Source organism: Gammaproteobacteria bacterium, assembly GCA_033344735.1.
Taxonomy (GTDB): Bacteria; Pseudomonadota; Gammaproteobacteria; order UBA4575; family UBA4575; genus UBA1858.
The window spans coordinates 2273151-2290753 of record JAWPMW010000001.1; the positions used below are offsets into that span (position 1 = coordinate 2273151).

Genomic DNA, 17603 nt, shown 5'->3' on the forward strand with positions numbered 1-17603 from the left:
AATAATACTATATTTGTAATTATTTGCTGATTCTCATTCTGACTAAGAAGGCTAATTATAAATGCTCCAATGAACAAGGTTGAGGTGGCTATAATTACGTTCTCATGAAATAAATATAGACTGATATGCTTCGGAGTAAATCCCATAGAATAGTATTCTTTTGATCTAGCGACTGTATGCCAGATACCTCCAGGCAAGTATTTGGCTGGTAGATGAGATGTATGGATCTCAAATGCTTGTAAGTAATTTATTTTTTTATCAGTAGTGCTTAAAGAAAGTACCGTGAATAGCGGGGCAATAACATGTAGGAGTATCCATATAAGTATCCAAAAAGTTATTTGTAGTACGTTAATAGAAATAAAAAAGTCATAGATGAGACTGCGGGATCCCCAGGCAACGTAAGATAACCAAAATAATATAAGAGGCGTGTAAACAATTTTTAACGCTTGAAAGACACTTTTTAGATTGGTTGGGATTGTGATGATGTCGGATTGTCCCTAGAAAGTTATTGGCTGTTTGTTCTCTTTCCTGCAATGTAACGAAAGGGAAGCATTAATAATAATAGTATGGCTAAGACGATCTTTTTATATAGAGTTAAGTTTGATTCAATTATGTCCTTGAAAAGCTCAATGGGTAATCTTGCAAGTGGGAAGAGTTTACCTATTTTCGATGAGATGAGTCCAAATTCTTTGCTTTTATAGCGTATTATTTTGTCGTCGTAATTGAGTTCATTACGAAATTCTCTTCTCTCCCAATGTGCATTGATTGCATGGATAAAATCGCCAATGAGTGCAAGCCTGCATAGAATAACCATATCTGTACCCACAGCGCCGATCGCATTTCTAGCAGCTAATTTATCTCTATTAATAACTCCAAGGATCGGATGCATGTTGCCCCAAAATGTCACAACATATCTAGATAAATTGTCTAGCCCCCTAGTGTCAATCCACCCGTATTGTTTATCTTGAATTGGATTATTATCGTGATCAATCCATTTCGATGATCCAAAAGATATGACGGCATTTGGGTTACTTTCCATTAGTTTCACGCATTCACTTATGTAGTTTGGTGACCAAAGGTCGTGTCCTGAAGCCCACATAAAATACTTGCCTGATGATTTTTCTAAGACAAAATTAAAATTGTCAGATATTCCATAGTTGATGTCATGTGTATAGTATTTTATTTTTTTATTTTTTTTGGCGAGTTGTTTGCAAATCGACTCGGTATGATCAGTCGAGGCATTATTTGAAACTATGATCTCAAGATTTTCATAATCCTGATTGATTAGTGAAGTCAAAGATTCGTGTACAAATTTCTCTTCATTGTATATAGGCATGCCTATTGAAACTAGTGGCTGCTCTTTACTGTTCATCCTGGTGTGTCTATTTATTGATAATTAAAATATTATTTGACCTGATCCGGCCTGCGTCTTTCACTGGCTGCATATGTTAAGACTGTAATTTGTTCCGCAAGAAGACCAAGCATGAATATAATTATAGATACTATAAAGAGTAAAGCGCTCATATTGGTAAATCTTTCGGCGACAATATATGTATATGCATAGTTTGATAAACCTAGAATGGCAGTAAATACCGATACAGGCGTAAAGACTTTTAGAGGAGAATATAAAGATGCAATTTTGATAATAATTATAAAAAATCTTATTCCATCTTTAGATAGATTGATATGGCTTTTCCCTTTGCGCTTATTTGCTACTATAGGTAGGTAAGAAACAGAGTAGCCACTGCGAAAGAATGCCATGGTAATAGTTGTGGGGTATGAAAAGCCATTGGGAAGTAAATATAGGTATCTTATAAATAACTCTCGTTTTACTGCTCGAAATCCAGAAGTTAAATCTCTAATTTCATGACCGGTAACTTTTGATGCAATGAAATTGTAAACTTTATTGCCTAATCCTCTCAGTATATTGGCTTGTGATTCTTCAGTTCGAGCGCCAACGACCATGTCGTAACCAGTTTCTATTGTATCGATTAAGTTCTGAATGTAGATTGGGTCATGTTGGCCATCAGCATCCATAAATATAATGTATTCTGTTTTGCATGCTCTTGCGCCTGATTTAATCGCTGCTCCGTTACCCATACTATAAGGGTGAGATATAACTTCTGTTGCGTAATCACTGGCTATTGAATGAGTGTCATCAGTAGAGCCATCATCAACAACTATAATGGGCAGGTTAGGAAAGCTTGAATGTAATTTTGGAAGTAATAGAGCCAAATTCTCACTTTCATTTTTTGCTGGGATAACAACTGAAAAATTTGATGACATGGTAAAAGAGCACTGTTGAATCAGGATACAATGATATAGTTAATTGATATATTTATCAGTATATTATTCAGCTAAGACTTGGGTTTTTTTTCAATTGCTAGAGTGACGATTCTTTCCAATTCTGTAAGTTGTGGAATATTTTCATATATTCTATTTTTATCTTTAGCCCGTTTAAGATAAGGAAGACTCTCTCTCGGGCGATTAAGTGCTAATAATAAATTAATGTAGTCAACATAGTTTTGAATTTCGCCGGGATTAATTGCCATAGCTTTCTTCAAATGATGCTCAGCAAGTAATGGATTCATGCCTCGCTGAAGGATAAACTGTGCTCTCGCGGAATGATATGCTGAGTGAATTACTTCATTTAATTCAAGCCTTTGATTTGATTCAAGCGCATCAAATAAGATTTGTGCAGCGTCAGTTGGCAATATGCATGCTTTTTTAGTGCAATCCGTAATTGTTTTGAGTAATTTCACATCACTAATACGTGGAACAGGAGTAGATAATTTGGTCGCCATCCTGTCAATCCATTCTGGTCTAGCGGGTTCATTTAAGTTATCTGCTAATGCGATAAGCGCTGCTTCTGAAATAATTCTTTTATCTCCAAGCTTCGATGCTATTTCCAGATACTGATATGCTTTGGCTTTATATTCCGTATATCCCGCTTCAACCATGCCTTTATATTCCATCCCCAATGTGTGATTTGCTCTTAGTGAGTTAGGATGATGTTGTACTTCAAAGTATGCAAAATTGATAGAATCCGACCACTGATTAGCACGGGAAAAAGTGATTATGCTAAATATTGTGGCCACAATAATAACCAAATAACCTGAATAACGTTTAAGTTTGCTTTGATTATTTATTATTGTGCTTAAGAGGCTAATGAATGCAATTATCAAACCTATTGAAGGCAAATAATTCCTATGCTCGTAAATCATTTCTAGTGGGATGATAGTTGATTCAATTATATGTCCTATAAAAAACCAGACTATGCCTAGAGATACAAGTGGCATCGTCTTTTTTACGGCTAGGCTAAAAATCAATAAGACTCCAATAGAAGTAATGCTAAGTAAAGTTGTTATCGGTGAAATTATAGATTCTGATAAAGCAATATCATCATGAAATAAGCCAAGTTCTTGAATGTTTGGAAATACCAGCCATTTAATATAAGACATGATGACTCTGGCTTGTGTATATAGCCTTTCACTTACTGTGAACTCGCGCGTTTCATAATACCAATTTGACAGGAAAATATTTATATCGTTGCTGAATGTGAAGATTAAGATGGTGACTGATAATGCAATAATGGCAAATAACTGCTTTGAGATATTTTTAAACTGTTCAGAACGGCTTATTGGATAGAAGATAATGGCCTCTATTAATAGAATAAAAACCGGCGTTAGTGCGGCATTTTCTTTAGAGTAAATCCCGAGGGTAATAGAAAATATGCATAAGATAAAATAAAGCCAACTAGAATTAGCATTGTTAATAATTTTTAATCTACCAATAAGATAGAATAAAATTGCAAGTAAGGTGAAAAATGTAGAGAGAATCGCCATTCTCTGTACGATATATGCAACGGTGCTAACATGCAGAGGGTGAACTAACCAAATAAGTGTGACAATACTAGCAAACCAGAATGACGAATGATCATGCGTGTTCTTTATAGAAATCTTTCTAAGATTGAAAGTAATGAAAAATACAAGAATACCAGTGAGTAAATGTAGAATTACATTTGTTAATTTGAAAGAAAAAGGGTTGTCGCCAAAGTAATAATAATTAAGTGCAAAAGATCCCATGCTTATGGGTCGTTTTAAGGTGCTAGCGTTAGATGAAGTCGAAGCACGTTTTAAAGAATCTATAGTTAATGATTCAATTTGGACCTTTTCATTAAAAACTAAATTTGGACGATCGTCGTGTAAAAAGTCACCATTTAATGTAGGCAGGTAAGCTATAAAAGTGACTATCGATATTGCGACTAAAATTAAGGGGATTTTGATGCTAGAAATATGCATTAATTAATGAACAATGTGGCACAAAAGAAAAAGGCGTAGTAATTTACTACGCCTTTTAAGTTTGCCTGATAGGTTGGAAATATCAAGCAGAGATAGAGCTATCGACAGTCAGCTGGGACGTATTTATTAATTGCTACAGCTGAAACAGTGCAATCCCATTGCACTCCGCCACCTAAATTAGTTGTGTCAGGTGTGAAAACAAGGTTTCCAGCAGCACCTGCATCACCAAGATTTGCCCAGTTTGGTGTTAGAGTAATGACTGAGGCTGCACCGACAGTTACTAGTGAAACATAATCTGATCCACCAGCAATATCAGCAGGACTAACACCAGCTTCAGTTGCAGTGTTACAAAGTGTAACTGAACCTGTGCTTAGAAGACACTCAGACACAGATGTTTTCATTTGTGCAATGAAACCTAGCGGCTCCGCCATTCTTGCGCGAATTGTGTAGTCTTGGTATGCAGGTAATGCAACTGCAGCAAGAATACCGATAATTGCAACAACGATCATTAATTCGATCAGAGTAAAGCCTTGTTGTACTTTTTTCATTTTAAAAATCCTCATATGAGATATTAAGTTAGTGTAAATTTATTCATACCTACGCTTCCTTGCGCTCTCTGTATTACCCTGAACTCCTGGAAACTGGCAGATTGCTTTTCAATCTTGAGCTAGATTTATTCAGTATTCATGCCAATATCAGGCACGTTGAATAAATTGAGGTTAAACAATACCTTATTAGGTGCGATAGAATCATTTGCAAGCTGATAAAAGGTCTAGATTTTGATTTATGTGGTTTAAATTGACAGTTAGTGACAATGCTGGTCACTCTAAATCAAGTTTTTTAAGTCTATATCGTAATTGCCTAAACGAAATACCCAATATTTTAGCTGCCGCAGTTTTATTCCATCTTGTCTTTTCTAATGCTGCTGTGATTGCTTGTTTCTCTTTATCCTCTAGATAAGCTTCTAGCTGATCTTTATCTAGTGTCATACTGGAGCTTTCACTATCAGAAATATCATCTACAGTAGGAATGTTAGTTGCTAAATCATTTGGTAGTAGAATATCTTCTGCAGTGATATTCTCATTTTCGCAAAGTGTTGCTGCGCGCTCTAAAATATTCTCTAATTCCCTTATATTGCCTGGGAAAGAGTAATTACATAATTTTTTTAAAGCTAATTCATTGATGGTCAAATTTTCTAATAAATAGTTTTCAGAAATTTTATTTAAAATATAGTTTGATAATGTCTCAATGTCGTCCGATCGATCGCGCAAAGGAGGCACTGGAAGTTCGATCACATTAATTCGATAAAATAAATCTTGCCTAAAATTACCTTGCTCAACTTCTTGGCTGAGGTCTTTATGGGTAGCACTTAAAATTCGGACATCTACTATTATTTCTTCTTGTTTGCCAACTGGCTTGATGGCGCGTTCTTGTATGGCACGCAACAGTTTAACTTGCATATGCAAAGGGAGCTCTGCTACCTCATCAAGAAATAAAGTGCCACCTTGAGCAGCTTCAAATAGCCCTTGTTTGTCGCTAGAAGCGCCAGTGAAACTACCTTTTACGTGGCCAAAGAATTCGCTTTCCATTAATTCTGTAGGTATGGCGCCACAGTTAACAGGAATGAAGGGCTGGTCGCTACGAGGGCCTTGCAAATGAATTTCTTTTGCGACCAGTTCTTTCCCAACGCCTGATTCGCCACGGATATAAACAGGGGCTTGGCTTCGTGCTAATTTTAAAATAGTGGAGTTTAATTTTTGCATCTCACTGGAGTTGCCAATTAAACGAGATCCATGTTGACTGGTTTCTTCTATTAATTTCTCGTTTTCTCCATTTGTTAATTTCAGTGCACCAGAAACTAGTTTGCGTAGTATTTTGATGTCTAATGGCTTCGAAACAAAATCAAAAGCACCTGCTTTTAGTGCTTTTATGGCTGCATCCATGCTGCCATATGCTGTTATCACGGCAACTGGCATATTGGGATGTTTGTTCTGGATATAGGAGACTAACTCGATACCATCGCCATCTGGGAGTTTCATGTCAGTTAAGCATAGGTCAATACTGCGAGAAGATAGAATGGCTTTAGCATCTTTAATGTTAGCAGCAGCGGTGGGTTCTAGCTGCATACGGCTAAGTGTTATTTCTAATAACTCCCGGATATCGGGCTCATCATCAACAATTAGTATATTTTTAACCATAACGATAGCGATTATAGTGGTTTTTGTGCAAAGCGAATACGAAAACAACTGCCTGTTTCAATGGAATTAGAATAAGTTAAGTCACCTCCGTAGCTAAGGCAGAGTTCTCTAGAGATATACAGGCCTAATCCAGTGCCAGTTGTGCTTGTTGTATAGAATGGCTCGAACAGTTTCTCTTGTTCCACACTATTTATGCCTGGACCGTTATCTACAACATCTAAGTAGCTTGTGCTGCTTGTGTTATCTGTATATGCGTTTAATGTAATACTTGATTGCTGATTCTTATTTGCAGCATATTTGATAGCATTTGTACATAAATTCCATAGTACTTGATGGAGGTGATTTATATCCGTGTATACAACTATATCTTCTTCTGCAAGATTAATTTTGCACCAATTTTCATCAACCTCATTGAACTCTTGAAATTCGCTGACGAATTTATTTAGCCATTGATCTAGCGCAACTGGCTCAATGGAAGCGCTTTCTTTTCTTGATAAACGAAGCACGCTCTCTATAATCTTATTTAACCTATTTGTTTGGTCATAAATAATATCTGCTAGCCGTTTATTATCTGCTGATAAATTATCAGATTCATCCAAAAGCTGTGCCGCATGACTGATTGCACCAAGTGGATTTCTTATTTCATGGGCAATACTAGCCGTTAGTCTACCTAAAGAAGCCAGTTTGCTTTCTTGAATTTGCCTGTTTAAATCTGACGAATCAGATATGTATATTACCGAACCCTTGTCTTCGACACGTGCGCCAACTTTTGTTATGCGTGCTCGTAGTGAGGATAAATTTTTTCTTTTGATTTCGAAGAAGTCTTGACTAGAAATACTAGAATCATTATTGAGCCAGTTGCTATGGATCTCCAGCAATTCTCTAGATGTGTCTCCGAGTTTAATATTTTGAGTGTTTTGACGTATACCCAATAATTCTGTTGCTGCCCGATTCATGAGCTTAATCGAATTGTCTTCATCCACGACAATTATTCCGGATTCGATGCGATTGATTAAATGGTCATTTAATTGAGAAAGATTTGCTAGATCTATACCGCGTTTTTCTGCAAGCGCTGTACTTTCTGTGACCCGTTTTGCTAATGATATTGCAAGAAAAGCGATTGCAAATAGAGCAACACCCAACAGACCAGATTGAGTGTAGGATGTGTTAATAATTACACCTGATAAATCCCCATAAAGCTCTTGTAAAATTAGACCTACAGTCCCATAGGATGCAAACAATAATGCAGTTTGACCTGGTAATAATAGAGAAGCTCCAGCGATAGGGGCTAGAATTAATGTTCCCCAGCCACTATCAATTCCACCAGCATTTAGAGTAAATAGTGTGGTTAGTATCACATCAACTAATACATTTATATGTACTTGAGTGTTTAGTTTTAATAGTTTGTTGGTGCTAACAATGAAAGCAGAAACTGAGTAAATGAGATAAAATGTACTTAAAGAGAAAAATAGCTGACTCGGTTCTATACGCCCAATAAAGCTAATCTCTATAAAATTAAAACTAAATAATAATGCTGCGATTATTAAACGATAAGCATTGAGTAGTTGTAATGATCGTGACTGAAGAGATTTTTTTTGGTCGCCTTTGCGGCGAATATGCTGATTTTTTAAGTTCGAATTAGTCATGCAGCATTTAGATGTGATAAACAGGCTATTATAGTAGCAAGGTTTTTCAACTATATCATTTACTCAACAACTATATTGTTGTTACTTATAGATGAGGTTTCTTTGTCAAATTCAAGTTTAAAGATTGCTATCAGTCAGCTTAATTTCTTGGTGGGTGATGTGGAGGGTAATTGCGAGAAAATTATCACCAGTATTCGAGATGCCAAGTCACGCTTAAATGTTGATTGCATTATATTTAGCGAGCTTGCATTGACTGGCTATCCACCTGAAGATTTATTGTATAGGTCTAACGTGCTGCGTCGTGTTGAAATGGCCATTTCTAAAATAGAGGAGGAAACAGCTGGAATAACGGTTATTTTGGGGTCGCCCTGGACTGAAGATGATACACAATATAATGCAGCCATTGTAATTCAAGACAATCATGTGTTAGCAAAGTACTACAAAATAGCACTACCCAACTACGATGTATTCGATGAAAAGAGATATTTTGTTTCAGGTGCTAGCGCATGTGTAGTCGATATAAAAGGTGTGTTGTTGGGCTTGACTATTTGTGAAGATATATGGAGTGCTGAGCCTGCGAGATTAACAGCAGAAGCTGGTGCGCAAGTAGTCATCAATATAAATGCAAGCCCATACCATGTTGGGAAACAAGTTCAAAGAGAGTCTGAAGTAGCTAAGAGGGTCCAGGAAAATGATTTGCCAGTGATTTACGTTAATCAAGTTGGCGGGCAAGATGAACTAGTGTTTGATGGTGGTTCATTTGCTATGGACCGGCATCAAAATATTGTGATAAGAGCTTTTGAATGTGAGCAGAATTTGTCATTGGTCGAGTTTGATAAAAATGTTGAGGACTTGGTAATGCATCGACCCGTTCGTCCTTTAAGAAGTGATCATGAAACTGTTTATAAAGTGCTAGTTTATGGGCTTCAGGAATATGTTAATAAAAATGGATTTAATGGTGGGTTAATTGGTCTTTCGGGAGGAATAGATTCTGCGCTTGTATTGGCATTGGCGGTGGATGCATTGGGTGCTGAGAAAGTGCACGCAGTAATGATGCCATCCAAATACACCTCAGAAATGAGTTTAGAAGATGCACGAGAATTGGCGCAAAATTTCGGTGTTAAATATTCTGTAGTAGAAATAGATAGCTTGGTAAATGCTTTTGAAGGCTCTCTTGGATCTTTGTTTGATGGCGTTAAGAAAGATACGACAGAAGAGAATATTCAAGCACGAATACGGGGTGTATTATTAATGGCGCTTTCAAATAAATTTGGCCAAATGGTAATTTCTACCGGCAATAAAAGTGAAATGGCAGTGGGCTATGCAACACTTTATGGGGATATGGCTGGTGGTTATGCGCCATTAAAAGATGTGCCAAAGACATTGGTGTATGAGTTGGCAAATTATCGAAATAAATTAGCTAACGTCATTCCGAACAGAATTATTGATCGGCCGCCGAGTGCAGAATTAGCGCCTAATCAAAAAGATGAAGATAGCTTGCCACCTTATGATGAGCTTGATGAAATTCTGAAGATGTTTATTGAGCAAGATAAAAGCCGTAATGAAATTGTGTCGCAGGGTTTTGATGAAGAAACGGTGTCACGTGTTATCAAAATGGTATTTCAAAATGAATATAAACGTCGCCAAGCCCCACCAGGAATTAAAATTACTAAGCGAGCATTTGGTAAAGATCGTCGATATCCGATCACGTCGGGCGTACTTAGATATTTGAATAATGATTAATTGCAGTAGTACGTTTTTAAATTGAGTTTTTCTAATACTCTATCCCATACATTTGTTGCGCAACTTATCTTGGTTGTAGCGTAGTTTGGGTCTAGTAATTTACCATCTTTTCCTAGAAAGTTAGCGGCGTATACTTTGCGAGTGTCATAGGCTAAGTCATTAATGCCTAATTGCCGATATGCAAGTTCAAGTGTGTAAACAGCTTGAGGCATTGCGGGTGCTCCTTGATATTTTTCCATAACATACTTAGCGCGATTGGCGGCAGCAACATAAGCACCTCTGCGCATGTAAAAATCTGCAACTGTTAGCTCATATTCTGCTAATTCATTGCGTAAATATATCATGCGTTGCTTGGCATCTTCCGCATAATAGCTATCTGGGAATTTCTGTATTAAATTATTGAAAATGTCAAAAGATGCCATTAGAGGTGCCGGATCTTTATCTGAAGGATTACGAGGCAGTATGTAGTTTAAAAATGACTTGCTTTTATCGAAATTGGCCAAGCCTTTCATATAGTGTGCATAATCCACATTGGGATGCTGTGGATTTAGTTTGATAAAACGGTCAGCACTACTGATTGATGCATCCATATTGCTTTGTCGATAGTAGAGAAAAGTAAGTTCAAGTTGAGCTTGTTGTGCATAGCGACCGAATGGATAGCGTGATTCTAAAAGTGTATAGCTTTCGATAGCATCTGCGAATTGATTTCTCTGCATCTCACCATTCGCTTTTTGGTAAAGTTGACGTGCAGATATGTCCTCACTTATCGTAGGATCTTCATCTTCATCATCGCCAAATAATCCTTTGACGGTCGAGCAACCTGATATCAGGATCAGGCATAGGATACAAATTAATTGCAAATATCGAATGTTATGGAACATGTTAGATAAAAAGTTAATTATTTTAATGGTAAGTATACATTACACAGGCGTTTACTAGCGATATGTCTGAGCAAATTAAGCAAACAATAGTGATTCCCATGGATCATGCTGGGTTAAGACTTGACCGTTCGCTAGCAATGTTATTCCCTGAATACTCTCGTGCCAAGATACAGTCTTGGATTACTCAAGAATTAGTCACTGTGAATGGCAAATTCCAAGTTGGGCGATTTAGTGTTACAGGGGGTGAGGAGGTTGAGTTACACCCCGTTCAGGAAGACCAAAATACTCAACATCTTGCTGAGAATATCCCCATCAATATTGTTTTTGAAGATGAACATATTATTGTGATCAATAAGCCAGTAGGCTTAGTAGTGCATCCTGGAGCGGGCAATCACACTGGGACACTAATGAATGCATTGCTTCATCATGATAAGAAGCAGTCGTCTTTGCCACGCGCAGGGATTGTTCATCGTTTAGATAAAGATACTAGTGGAGTAATGGTTGTAGCAAAATCTTTGGTTGCCCACGCAGCGTTAACTAATATGTTACAAGAGCGCAAAGTGGAGCGACGTTATTATGCTGTTGTACGTGGGCAGATGATTTCTGGTGGGACGATTGACAAACCTATTGGTCGTCACCCACATGATCGGACTAAAATGGCGATATCTGAAAAAGGTAAGCCAGCATGTACGCATTACAAAATAGTAGAGAAGTTTAAACGTCATACATGGGTTGAAGCTAAATTAGAAACCGGACGTACTCATCAAATTCGAGTGCATTTTTCTGCAATTAAATATCCACTCATAGGTGATGCAGTGTATGCGCCACGTATGCAAAGAGTAGCGAATGTGCCGGAAGAACTAAATGAATGTTTATGCTCATTTCCTCGCCAAGCATTGCATGCCTTTGAGCTTGCTTTTGAGCATCCTATAACACATAAAGCAATGAAATGGAGTACTGATATGCCTGATGACATGCAGGGTTTGTTAGAGACACTTAGACAACACACTTCTTTATGAACATGCGGCTGATTGAGCCTAATTGGCCATTGCAAGGTAAAGTTACTGCATTCACTACAACCAGAGTCGGAGGATGTAGTGCGAGTCCATACGATGAGTTTAATCTTGCACTGCATGTTGGTGATAAGAAACAAGATGTATTGAGAAACCGCCATCAACTAGATGAGTTTCTTGGTGTGGATTATACAACAAAATGGCTGAGACAAACTCATAGTACAATCACTGTAGATGCATCTGTTATCGATGCTGATGTCATTGAGGCAGATGCATCGTTCACAAGTTGCAAGAACATTGCTTGTGCCGTGTTGACGGCAGATTGCTTGCCATTGTTGTTTTCTGATGAAAAAGGAGAATGTGTCGGCGCGACTCATGCTGGTTGGCGAGGGCTGGTGGACGGTGTTATAGAAAGTACTATCGGCGCAATGTCGCAAATAAAAAAGCCAGAATATGTCTGGTTAGGGCCCGCCATTGGTCCCGATGCATTTGAAGTGGGGAGCGATGTTTTTGAGGCTTACATGTTACGTAATAATGAATTTGAGCGATGCTTTAAAGTTAAAGAATCAGGTAAGTGGATACTTAACATTTATCAAGCCGCAAAGATTGTTCTCAAAGCGGCCGATATAGAAAATATATATGGTGGGGACTATTGCACTTACGGTGACGAGCAGCAATTTTTTTCATATCGGCGTAATTCAGTGACAGGAAGAATGGCAACAATTATTGCTCGACATTAGAAATTTGCCCTTGAAGTTACTCATAGCTACCCCCAAATATAGATCATCTTGAATGAATATTTGAAGCATATGAGAACAGATAAGCTAACTACAACCTTTCAATCAGTCTTGCAAGAAGCGCAGTCTTTAGCTGTGCGTCAAAGTCATCAAATGCTAGAAGCATCGCATGTATTGTTAGCCATGCTCGAGCATCAAGGCAGTGGTGTTTACAACATTTATGCAAATGCAGGGATTGATGTAGATCAATTATCTTCTCGATTGCAGCAGCAAATTGAATCTTTACCTCAAGTTAGTGGTGTGGGCGGAGAAGTTCATGTGTCTTCAAGTTTGTCGGGCTTGTTAAATCTTACAGAAAAAATTGCTCACGAATGGGGTGATGAATACATTGCATGCGAAGCATTTGCACTGGCAGTGTTAGAAGATAAGCATGCTGTCGGTGAAGTATTAAAGCAGTTAGGCGCGAATAAATCTAATGTACAAAAGGCAATTAAAAAATTACGCAAAGGCGAAGCTGTGAATAGCCAGAATCAAGAGGAACAACGCGATGCCTTGGATAAATATACAGTTGATTTAACTGAGCGTGCAGAACAGGGTAAATTAGATCCGGTCATTGGTCGAGATGATGAAATTCGACGCTCAATTCAAGTATTGCAGAGACGTACTAAAAATAATCCGGTATTAATCGGTGAGCCGGGTGTAGGTAAAACTGCGATTGTTGAAGGCTTGGCACAAAGAATTGTTGATGGAGAAGTGCCAGAAGGAATTAAAGGTAAACGACTACTTTCTTTAGACTTAAGTGCACTAATTGCTGGTGCAAAATTTCGTGGTGAATTTGAAGAACGCTTAAAAGCGGTTTTGAATGATTTGGCCAAACAAGAAGGGCAAATTATATTATTTATCGATGAATTGCATACTATGGTTGGTGCGGGTAAAGCAGAAGGTGCGATGGATGCAGGTAATATGTTGAAGCCAGCATTAGCAAGAGGTGAGCTACATTGTTTGGGCGCAACAACGCTAGATGAGTATCGTGAATATATCGAAAAAGATGCAGCGCTGGAAAGACGTTTTCAACAAATTATTGTAGATGAGCCTTCGGTAGAAGATACCATAGCCATTCTGCGCGGACTTAAAGAACGTTACGAATTACACCATGGTGTCGAGATTACTGATCCTGCTATTGTGGCGGCAGCAACATTGTCGCATCGATATATTTCTGGCCGTCAGCTACCAGATAAGGCCATTGACTTAGTTGATGAAGCTGCTTCAAAGATTCGCATGGAAATCGATTCTAAGCCAGAGCAAATGGACAGAATGGACAGGCGTCTTATTCAGTTGAAAATTGAACGCGAAGCGTTGAAAAAAGAGTCTGATGATGCATCACTTAAGCGTTTAGAGATTCTTGAAGATGAAATAAAGCAGCTATCAAAAAGTTATTCAGACTTGGAAGAAATTTGGAATGCTGATAAGGCAACATTGCAAGGAACGCATCACGTTAAAGAAGAGCTAGAACAGGCGCGGATTCAACTCGATTCTGCACGCCGCTCAGGAGATTTGGCAAAAATGTCTGAGTTGCAATATGGCGTAATTCCAAATTTAGAGAAAAAAATTCAGGATGCTGCAGGTAACGAAAATAGGCAGACACAGTTATTGAGAAATAATGTCAGCGACAATGAAATCGCTGAAGTCGTCTCTAAATGGACAGGCATTCCCGTTACTAAAATGCTTTCAGGTGAGCAACAAAAATTATTGGAGATGGAAAGTTATCTTCAACGTAGAGTGGTTGGCCAAAATGAAGCAATTACAGCGGTATCAAATGCAGTCAGGCGATCTCGTGCTGGCTTGGCTGATCCCAATCGACCCAATGGCTCATTTTTAATGTTAGGTCCAACCGGTGTGGGTAAGACAGAACTGACTAAAGCGCTCACGGAATTTTTATTCGATACTGAAGAAGCAATTGTTCGCATCGATATGTCAGAATTTATGGAGAAGCACTCTGTTGCTCGGCTAGTTGGCGCACCACCAGGTTATGTTGGTTATGAGGAAGGTGGTTATTTAACTGAGGCTGTTAGGCGTAAACCGTATAGTGTCGTGTTACTTGATGAAGTAGAGAAAGCGCACCCAGACGTGTTTAATATTCTACTTCAAGTGTTAGATGATGGTCGTTTAACTGATGGGCACGGGCGCACAGTAGACTTTCGAAATACAGTGATAGTGATGACATCTAACCTTGGGAGTGATCGCATACAAGAATTATCGGCATCTCAGAACTATGATGAAATCAAGTCAACAGTGATGGAAGTTGTAGGGCAACATTTTAGGCCTGAGTTTATAAATCGAATTGACGACACTATAGTATTTAAGCCATTAACTAAGCAGCAAATTCAAGAAATTGCTAGGATTCAGTTGAACCGATTACAGCAGCGATTAACAGAGCGTGAAATAAGTATCGAGATATCAGATGAGGCACTTGCGTATCTGGGTAATGCTGGTTTTGATCCAATCTACGGAGCGCGGCCATTAAAAAGAGCAATACAGCAATACTTAGAAGATGCGTTAGCAAGAGATTTGTTGCAGGGTAAATATATCTCAGGTGATGTAATACAAGTTGAGATTAAGGATGGCAGTCTAAGTTTTTGTAAAAAGTAATTTAGCTATTAGATATTTTCAACAGAATTTTGTCTAGGTGTTTGCTGCTTAATGCACGTTTTAAATAACCTAAAGCATATGTTGGCTTAGTGACGTAGTAACGTGCTTTTGGCTGACTGCTTTCAAGGGCGTGAATGACTTTGGGTGTTATTGCAGAGGCGGGAAGGGTAAAAGGTGCTGCTGCACCTTTTTTAAGTAAACGTTTTTCTGAATTTAAATATTCTAGTTTAAACGGGCTGCTATCTCGATCGACATATTTTTTATACATCTGATAGCTATTAGCTCTAAATTTGGTTTCTATTGGGCCAGGTTCAATTAAACATGTTGATATCTTTGTATCCTCTAGCTCTAACCTTAATGTATCTGCAAATCCTTCGATTGCATATTTACTCGCTGTGTAAGCGCCTCTGAATTTTAATGCGATAAATCCGAGGATAGAACTGTTGAAAATAATGCGTCCCATGTTTTGTTGGCGCATTATAGGTATGGCTAAATTTGTCAGCTCCATGGTGCCAATTACATTGGTTTCAAACTGTAAAGTCATTGCTTCGCGCGTAAGGTCTTCTACAGCGCCTGCTTGTCCATAAGCTCCATTATTAAATAATCCGTAAAGTGAGCCTTGTGAGTATTCTAGGCAAGCTTCAAAAGCATTTTGAATACTTTGAGAGTCTGTTAAATCAAGTTGTAAACAAAATATACCTTCCTTGTTTAGGCGTTTTACATCTGCATTATTTCGAGCGCTTGCTATCACTTGATAACCATGTTTACTCAAGTCTTTTGCAACTTGATAGCCAATACCTGACGAACACCCGGTAATTAATATTGAACGTTTATGAGAAGACATGTAGTTATTTAATATAAGAGATTCTAAGTGTTACGTCAGCACTAAAATGCAGACGAAAAAAAACCGGGCTAAAAAGCCCGGTTTTAATTTGATTACGAAGTCGACTTCTTAAAGGTCGAAGTCATCGTCGTTGTTGCTTGCATCACAAGGACGTCTCTCGATGCCATTGTCTGCTGCATACTTCTCTGCACCTGCATCAATGATTGCTTGTGATAATGGTACATCACCTTCAATCCAATCTGACACAATGTTCCACTGACGTGCACTCGCATCCCATTGCTGGAATTTCGCTAAGTGACCGCCTACATGGTCCATACAGCTCAAGTTCAACTCAGGCACTAAGCCAGTTGCGCCTAACTCTTCAATGCGTGCTGCAGTTAGAGTTAAGTTCTCAAAGCCCCAACGAGCTTCTGAGCTAGTTAACGCACGGTTACCAAATCGCTCTTGAGCAATTCTTAGTGCTTCTGTGTGAACAACACCAGCTAGTACACCTAAGTTCCAATATACAGAACCTAAACGTGACTTATCCTGAAGGTCGCCGTTACCTGCGCCATACACGTCAGAAATGATGTCTTGAACCACTTTGAAGTCTGTGCCCGCAGGGTGAGTTGTAATCGCTTGGTAGCCATCTGCTGCACTACCTGCTGGAATTACGTCCTCATCTGAGTTAGACCAGATGTTTCCGATTAATCGGCTTACTGGATAACCCATACGCTTAGCAGTCTGCATAGCCACTGGATTCATCACACCCCAGCCACGTAGTAATACGTAGTCAGGCTTTGATTTACGAATCTTCAACCATTGTGATTGCTGCTCGTTACCTGGGTGAGGTACTTCGATTGCTTCATGTGAACATCCGTGCTTCTCACACATGCTGTCCATGAAATCAATTGCTTCACGACCATACGGTGATCCGTGGAACAACATCGCAATCTTCTTACCTTTAAGATTGCTCATGCCACCTTCTAAACCACCAATGTAGTGCACCATAATTGAGTGCTCATCATATGTGTTGATGCCTGGCATAAAGTAGTATGGGAAAATATCGCCACGTTGACCGGCTGTTTTACCATGGTTCACTGCGATGATTGGCATCTTGTCTGCGCGACCTGTTTCGATCAATGCAGTTGAGATACCTACTGATAGTGGATCAAAAAATACAGCGCCACCTTCACGATCTTTCAATCGCTTGTAGCACTCTACTCCACGCTCTACTGAATACTCAGTTTCACACTCAGACCAAATTAGCTTAACTCCGCCGATACCGCCACGTGAGTTCAACAAATTATAATAGTCTAAGATTCCACCAAAATATCCTGTACCACCCGCTGCATATGGGCCCACACGATAACTTGGGATTGGAACGTACATCGTATCTTCTGCTACGACTACGCTACTGGTGCTGACCATCGCAAATAATGCGGCTGCCAGTATCATTACTCTCGTCTTCATATTTTTACTCCTGTTAAGAAAAATGGAAGTGTTTAAGTGTTTACTTTAAATTGCTAATTATTATTGCATGCAGCGTTAACTACACACGTCTTATTAAACACCTACTGAAAGGAACAACAGATGTCATGAGTCGCAGTTT

General features: G+C 38.6%; 13 protein-coding genes. 4 read left to right on the plus strand and 9 right to left on the minus strand.

From position 1 onward, the window contains the following. Positions 1–505: 505 nt before the first annotated feature. The 6 genes from R8G33_11685 to R8G33_11710 form a co-directional block, all read right to left on the minus strand. Complete coding sequence (locus R8G33_11685; protein MDW3096326.1) at positions 506–1336, minus strand: glycosyltransferase; 831 nt, start codon at positions 1334–1336, stop codon at positions 506–508. 68 nt (positions 1337–1404) lie between these two features. After that, positions 1405–2286 carry a glycosyltransferase family 2 protein gene (locus R8G33_11690; GenBank protein ID MDW3096327.1) on the minus strand — a complete coding sequence of 294 codons (882 nt, stop codon included), beginning with the start codon at positions 2284–2286 and terminating at the stop codon, positions 1405–1407. A 71-nt stretch (positions 2287–2357) separates the two neighbouring features. Continuing rightward, complete coding sequence (locus tag R8G33_11695; protein ID MDW3096328.1) at positions 2358–4301, minus strand: hypothetical protein; 1944 nt, start codon at positions 4299–4301, stop codon at positions 2358–2360. 98 nt (positions 4302–4399) lie between these two features. Continuing rightward, a complete protein-coding gene (locus R8G33_11700; protein MDW3096329.1) occupies positions 4400–4849 on the minus strand; it encodes a pilin in 450 nt (149 codons plus the stop codon). A gap of 273 nt (positions 4850–5122) precedes the next feature. After that, positions 5123–6499 (minus strand): sigma-54 dependent transcriptional regulator, encoded by a 1377-nt coding sequence (locus R8G33_11705; protein ID MDW3096330.1) that lies wholly within the window; start codon positions 6497–6499, stop codon positions 5123–5125. 11 nt (positions 6500–6510) lie between these two features. Then, positions 6511–8145: an ATP-binding protein gene (locus tag R8G33_11710; GenBank protein ID MDW3096331.1), complete on the minus strand. Its 1635-nt coding sequence runs from the start codon at positions 8143–8145 to the stop codon at positions 6511–6513. A 102-nt stretch (positions 8146–8247) separates the two neighbouring features. Here R8G33_11710 and R8G33_11715 point away from each other — a divergent pair, with 102 nt between their 5' ends. Then, positions 8248–9888, plus strand: a complete 1641-nt coding sequence (locus tag R8G33_11715) for an NAD+ synthase (GenBank protein MDW3096332.1) — start codon at positions 8248–8250, stop codon at positions 9886–9888. Here the strand turns inward: R8G33_11715 and R8G33_11720 are convergent. Further along, the gene (locus tag R8G33_11720) at positions 9885–10769 is read right to left on the minus strand and encodes an outer membrane protein assembly factor BamD (GenBank protein ID MDW3096333.1); all 885 of its coding nucleotides are present in this window, start codon (positions 10767–10769) and stop codon (positions 9885–9887) included. The two genes, R8G33_11715 and R8G33_11720, sit on opposite strands and share 4 nt — an antisense overlap. A 62-nt stretch (positions 10770–10831) precedes the next feature. On the opposite strand from R8G33_11720, the gene rluD reads away from it, so the two are divergent. From rluD to clpB, 3 genes are all read left to right on the plus strand, one after another. Then, a complete protein-coding gene (rluD, locus tag R8G33_11725) occupies positions 10832–11788 on the plus strand; it encodes a 23S rRNA pseudouridine(1911/1915/1917) synthase RluD (GenBank protein MDW3096334.1) in 957 nt (318 codons plus the stop codon). Continuing rightward, positions 11785–12522 (plus strand): peptidoglycan editing factor PgeF, encoded by a 738-nt coding sequence (pgeF, locus tag R8G33_11730; protein ID MDW3096335.1) that lies wholly within the window; start codon positions 11785–11787, stop codon positions 12520–12522. The genes rluD and pgeF overlap by 4 nt, the downstream gene beginning before the upstream one ends. Before the next feature lie 69 nt (positions 12523–12591). Next, positions 12592–15168, plus strand: coding sequence for an ATP-dependent chaperone ClpB (gene clpB, locus R8G33_11735; GenBank protein MDW3096336.1), 2577 nt, complete (start codon positions 12592–12594; stop codon positions 15166–15168). 1 nt (position 15169) lies between these two features. On the opposite strand, the gene R8G33_11740 is transcribed toward clpB, so the two are convergent. Together R8G33_11740 and R8G33_11745 are read right to left on the minus strand one after the other, a co-directional pair. Beyond that, a complete protein-coding gene (locus R8G33_11740; GenBank protein MDW3096337.1) occupies positions 15170–16012 on the minus strand; it encodes an SDR family NAD(P)-dependent oxidoreductase in 843 nt (280 codons plus the stop codon). Between the two features lie 108 nt (positions 16013–16120). Then, positions 16121–17464, minus strand: a complete 1344-nt coding sequence (locus tag R8G33_11745) for an ABC transporter substrate-binding protein (GenBank protein MDW3096338.1) — start codon at positions 17462–17464, stop codon at positions 16121–16123. Positions 17465–17603: the final 139 nt, after the last annotated feature.

Excerpts from the sequence above, each read along its gene's own strand:
- R8G33_11685 (MDW3096326.1), bottom strand. The coding sequence starts at position 1,336 with ATGCCTATATACAATGAAGAGAAATTTGTACACGAATCTTTGACTTCA.
- R8G33_11690 (MDW3096327.1), bottom strand. The coding sequence starts at position 2,286 with ATGTCATCAAATTTTTCAGTTGTTATCCCAGCAAAAAATGAAAGTGAG.
- R8G33_11695 (MDW3096328.1), bottom strand. The coding sequence starts at position 4,301 with ATGCATATTTCTAGCATCAAAATCCCCTTAATTTTAGTCGCAATATCG.
- R8G33_11700 (MDW3096329.1), bottom strand. The coding sequence starts at position 4,849 with ATGAAAAAAGTACAACAAGGCTTTACTCTGATCGAATTAATGATCGTT.
- R8G33_11705 (MDW3096330.1), bottom strand. The coding sequence starts at position 6,499 with ATGGTTAAAAATATACTAATTGTTGATGATGAGCCCGATATCCGGGAG.
- R8G33_11710 (MDW3096331.1), bottom strand. The coding sequence starts at position 8,145 with ATGACTAATTCGAACTTAAAAAATCAGCATATTCGCCGCAAAGGCGAC.
- R8G33_11720 (MDW3096333.1), bottom strand. The coding sequence starts at position 10,769 with ATGTTCCATAACATTCGATATTTGCAATTAATTTGTATCCTATGCCTG.
- rluD (MDW3096334.1), top strand. The coding sequence starts at position 10,832 with ATGTCTGAGCAAATTAAGCAAACAATAGTGATTCCCATGGATCATGCT.
- pgeF (MDW3096335.1), top strand. The coding sequence starts at position 11,785 with ATGAACATGCGGCTGATTGAGCCTAATTGGCCATTGCAAGGTAAAGTT.
- clpB (MDW3096336.1), top strand. The coding sequence starts at position 12,592 with ATGAGAACAGATAAGCTAACTACAACCTTTCAATCAGTCTTGCAAGAA.
- R8G33_11740 (MDW3096337.1), bottom strand. The coding sequence starts at position 16,012 with ATGTCTTCTCATAAACGTTCAATATTAATTACCGGGTGTTCGTCAGGT.
- R8G33_11745 (MDW3096338.1), bottom strand. The coding sequence starts at position 17,464 with ATGAAGACGAGAGTAATGATACTGGCAGCCGCATTATTTGCGATGGTC.